General features: G+C 44.9%; 5 protein-coding genes. All 5 read right to left on the bottom strand.

Annotated features, from left to right (window positions below):
• Positions 1 to 118 precede the first annotated feature (118 nt).
• Positions 119 to 346, bottom strand: a complete 228-nt coding sequence (locus AC1DUA_RS28700) for a DUF2273 domain-containing protein (protein WP_477503003.1) — start codon at positions 344 to 346, stop codon at positions 119 to 121.
• A 14-nt stretch (positions 347 to 360) separates the two neighbouring features.
• Positions 361 to 921, bottom strand: a complete 561-nt coding sequence (gene amaP / locus AC1DUA_RS28695) for an alkaline shock response membrane anchor protein AmaP (RefSeq protein ID WP_477503002.1) — start codon at positions 919 to 921, stop codon at positions 361 to 363.
• 88 nt (positions 922 to 1,009) lie between these two features.
• Positions 1,010 to 1,423 carry an Asp23/Gls24 family envelope stress response protein gene (locus AC1DUA_RS28690; protein WP_477503001.1) on the bottom strand — a complete coding sequence of 138 codons (414 nt, stop codon included), beginning with the start codon at positions 1,421 to 1,423 and terminating at the stop codon, positions 1,010 to 1,012.
• A gap of 83 nt (positions 1,424 to 1,506) precedes the next feature.
• Positions 1,507 to 2,865, bottom strand: coding sequence for an acetyl-CoA carboxylase biotin carboxylase subunit (accC, locus tag AC1DUA_RS28685; protein WP_477503000.1), 1,359 nt, complete (start codon positions 2,863 to 2,865; stop codon positions 1,507 to 1,509).
• Positions 2,866 to 2,904: 39 nt separating this feature from the next.
• Positions 2,905 to 3,399, bottom strand: coding sequence for an acetyl-CoA carboxylase biotin carboxyl carrier protein (gene accB / locus AC1DUA_RS28680; RefSeq protein WP_477502999.1), 495 nt, complete (start codon positions 3,397 to 3,399; stop codon positions 2,905 to 2,907).
• Positions 3,400 to 3,635: the final 236 nt, after the last annotated feature.

Raw genomic sequence — 3,635 nt, 5'->3', positions numbered from 1 at the left:
AGCATTAACTTTGCGTTTTGCTCGGCAAAACGGATTTCGCCCTAATTAGCTCTTTTTGTTAGTATACGTCATAATGGAGCCAATCCAAACAAAAAAATCCATGGATGTACCAGGGATTTTAGCGAAACATTCTCCATTTTTGCGTGAGATAGCGCCAAATGTCTTCAAGCATGACGAAACTTTCCTTGCGATCCAATTTGTTTCCGATATACAATCCGACCAGAACAATGAATGCAAAGATCAACATATCCCAAAATCCAAAAAATAAATAAATGAAGCCGAAGAAAATGCCTGCTGCCACTCCGATCACTTTGCCCCTATGGGACTCCCACAATTCATTCCACATGAGTGGGTTCACCTCTATTCGACTCGGCTTTTAAACGTTGGGGCTGATTGCACGATATTTGCTACGAATACGGTTACGGAAGCTACAGGAATGCCGGTAATGTCCTCTATGTAACTTTTCACAGTACTTTGCATCTCTTCCGTGAGTTCAGGAATCGAACTTTCTCCATCCACAATGGTTCTGAGTGTAATTTCAAGACCTGATTGATTCACTCTTACACGTGCGCGGAGGTCTTTGGCACCTTTCGTACGACCAGCAGCTTTCAACGATAAATTCTCGACGGTTTCCATGGAAATGCGAATATCACCAAAATCGGTGCGTTGATCAATCGATGGCGCTTGAGCGCGGCCGCGGCGAAGCGTTAGAATGAGAAACCGAACAGAAATTAATAGCATAATCAAGCTGATAATGATGGCCGGATATGCATAGTTCTTCTCGAAGTAGAAATTATGTAACGTTTGACCTACTTGTTCTAGCGGGATCCAGCTCGATGCTGTGAACAATACAAGGATAGATGCAACGAAAATAATTAGGCTATAGAGAAGCAGCAAGAGCCTGTCCACAATTTTACCCACGTAAGCTTGTCCCCTTCCTATAGTTAGAGGAAACCCCCTGCATGCTGTAGGGGGTTTCAATGATCCATATGGATGCAGCAATTCCGCCTTATTTCACTCGACCAGCAGCTGCTGTTTCTTCTTCAACCGGTTTATCTGCCTGTTTAAAATGAACATCATGAATATGAACATTAACCTCAACGACACTAAGTCCTGTCATTGATTCAATTGCGTGCTTCACATTCTGTTGAATGCCGCTAGCAACCTCAGGAATGCGATTACCATATTCAATAATGATGGAGACGTCAATGGCAGCTTCACGTTGTCCGACTTCTACCTTTACGCCCTTGGACAAGTTCTTGCGCCCAAGCAATTCAGCAATGCCGCCAGCAAGCCCACCGCTCATCCCCGCTACTCCTTGCACTTCCACCGTTGCCAAACCGGCAATGATTTCGATAACCTCGGGGGCAATTTGGATGCTGCCCATGTCTGTTTTGACGTAATCCGGAGCGATTGTGCTCATTGTGGCACCTCCTAAGAATTTTTGGATAAGCCATCCTTAATTTATTACTATACCATTTTGCCAAAAATATGACAAATGATTATCTATGAATCTGCATCGTTCACATCGTGCTCTTCCAAGAATTTAATATCATGGTCACCCTTGATAAACTTCTTGTGCTCGAGCAGCTTCAGATGAAACGGGATCGTTGTGTTAACACCATCAACCGCAAACTCCGTTAGCGCTCTTTTCATGYGGGCAATCGCTTCTTCGCGCGTACTTCCCCAGACGATAAGTTTGGCGATCATAGAATCATAGTGCGGAGGAATCGTGTAACCCGGATAAACCGCACTGTCCACGCGAACCCCGAATCCGCCTGGCGGCAAGTAGAATTTCACTTGACCTGCTGAAGGCATAAAGTTCCGGTTCGGATCTTCTGCGTTCACACGGCATTCGATCGCCCACCCGTTGATACGAACCTCTTCTTGTGAAAAGGATAACGGATTGCCTTCGGCAACGCGAATCATCTCTTGGATAATGTCGATGCCTGTAATCATTTCCGTTACGGGATGCTCAACTTGAATTCTCGTATTCATTTCCATGAAGTAGAAATTACCGTCAGGTCCAAGTAGGAACTCCAATGTTCCTGCACCTGAGTAATTAACCGCTTTGGCTGCGCGAACAGCTGCTTGCCCCATCGCTGCACGCGTTTCTGGCGTGAGGATCGGACAAGGTGCTTCTTCTACGAGCTTCTGTCTGCGACGTTGAACGGAACAATCACGCTCACCCAAGTGAACAACGTTGCCATGTTTGTCCGCTATAATTTGAATCTCAACATGCTTCATGCCCGTCAAATATTTTTCCAAATAAATACCGGCGTTGCCGAAAGCATTTTGCGCTTCTTGTTGCGCAGCCGTAATTTGGGAGACTAGCGTATCTTCGTTTTCTGCAATTCGAATCCCTTTACCACCACCACCAGCTGTCGCTTTAATGATAACTGGGTAGCCAATATCTCTAGCAATGACGATTGCGTCGTCTACATTGTCAACCAATCCGTCAGACCCTGGAATGATTGGCACTCGCGCATCTTTCATCGTTTGTTTGGCAACCGCCTTATCACCCATTCGGCTAATGGCGTCAGGTGAAGGACCGATAAACGTAATGTTGCAGCTTTCGCAGATTTCTGCGAAGTCAGCGTTTTCCGCTAAAAATCCATAACCGGGATGAATGGCATCACATTCTGTTAGTGTAGCAACACTCATCAGGTTCGTGAAGTTCAAGTAGCTGTCCTTGGACGCAGTCGGACCAATACAATAGGCTTCATCAGCAAGTCGCACATGCAGCGCTTCTCGATCTGCTTCTGAATAAACAGCCACTGTATAAATGCCCATCTCACGGCAAGCCCGGATAATACGAACAGCTATTTCTCCTCGGTTCGCTATTAGGATTTTATGAAATTCCATTAATTTTCCTCCTAAGAGTTTTCCGTTAGCAATACTAACTTACTCCGGTCTCACCAAAAATAAAGGCTGTCCATACTCAACAAGTTGACCGTTTTCAACGAGTATTTCAACGATTTCACCTTTGATTTCTGCTTCAATCTCATTCATCAATTTCATAGCTTCAACAATACACACCACGGTTTTATCGCCTACTTTTTGACCAACACTTGCGAAAGGAGCAGTGCCAGGAGAAGCAGACTGATAGAAAGTTCCTACCATAGGTGAAACGATCTTATGTAAAGATGAGTCCTCTTGCTTAGCATGTCCAGTAGTCGCAGGTACAGAAGTTTCCAAAGCAGCGGGTGCTGCATGAGGAACACTTGCTTGACCGATCGGAGCATATGTGTGTTGAACTGGTGCAGTTACGTATACAGGCTCTGATTTATTCGGCTTGCGAATCGACAGGCGAGCACCTTCATTTTCAATTTCAAGTTCTTGTAAAGAGGATTGATCGACGAGTTTTATTAACTCTTTGATTTCACTCAATTTGAACATTCATGTCACTCCTTCAAAGTTGGTGAACCAGTAAAAGATGCGGTTTCATAGCCGCAACGTATGTATTATACCCATAAACGCAAGAAATGGAAAGAGTCCAGTTTTCTCTGGACCCTTTCCTGTGCCCTCCCTTGCAGGGTTGACAGCCCTTTTAAACTAAGGACGCACGTATTGAATTTTGATGTTTTCTGGAGCTGCACCAAGCTCTTTGACGACCATATCAACGATTGTAACCC

The sequence above is a fragment of the Paenibacillus sp. 01T422 genome, assembly GCF_056398785.1.
The sequence above is the reverse complement of the archived record's forward strand: the minus strand, read 5'-3'. Positions and strand labels throughout refer to the sequence as shown.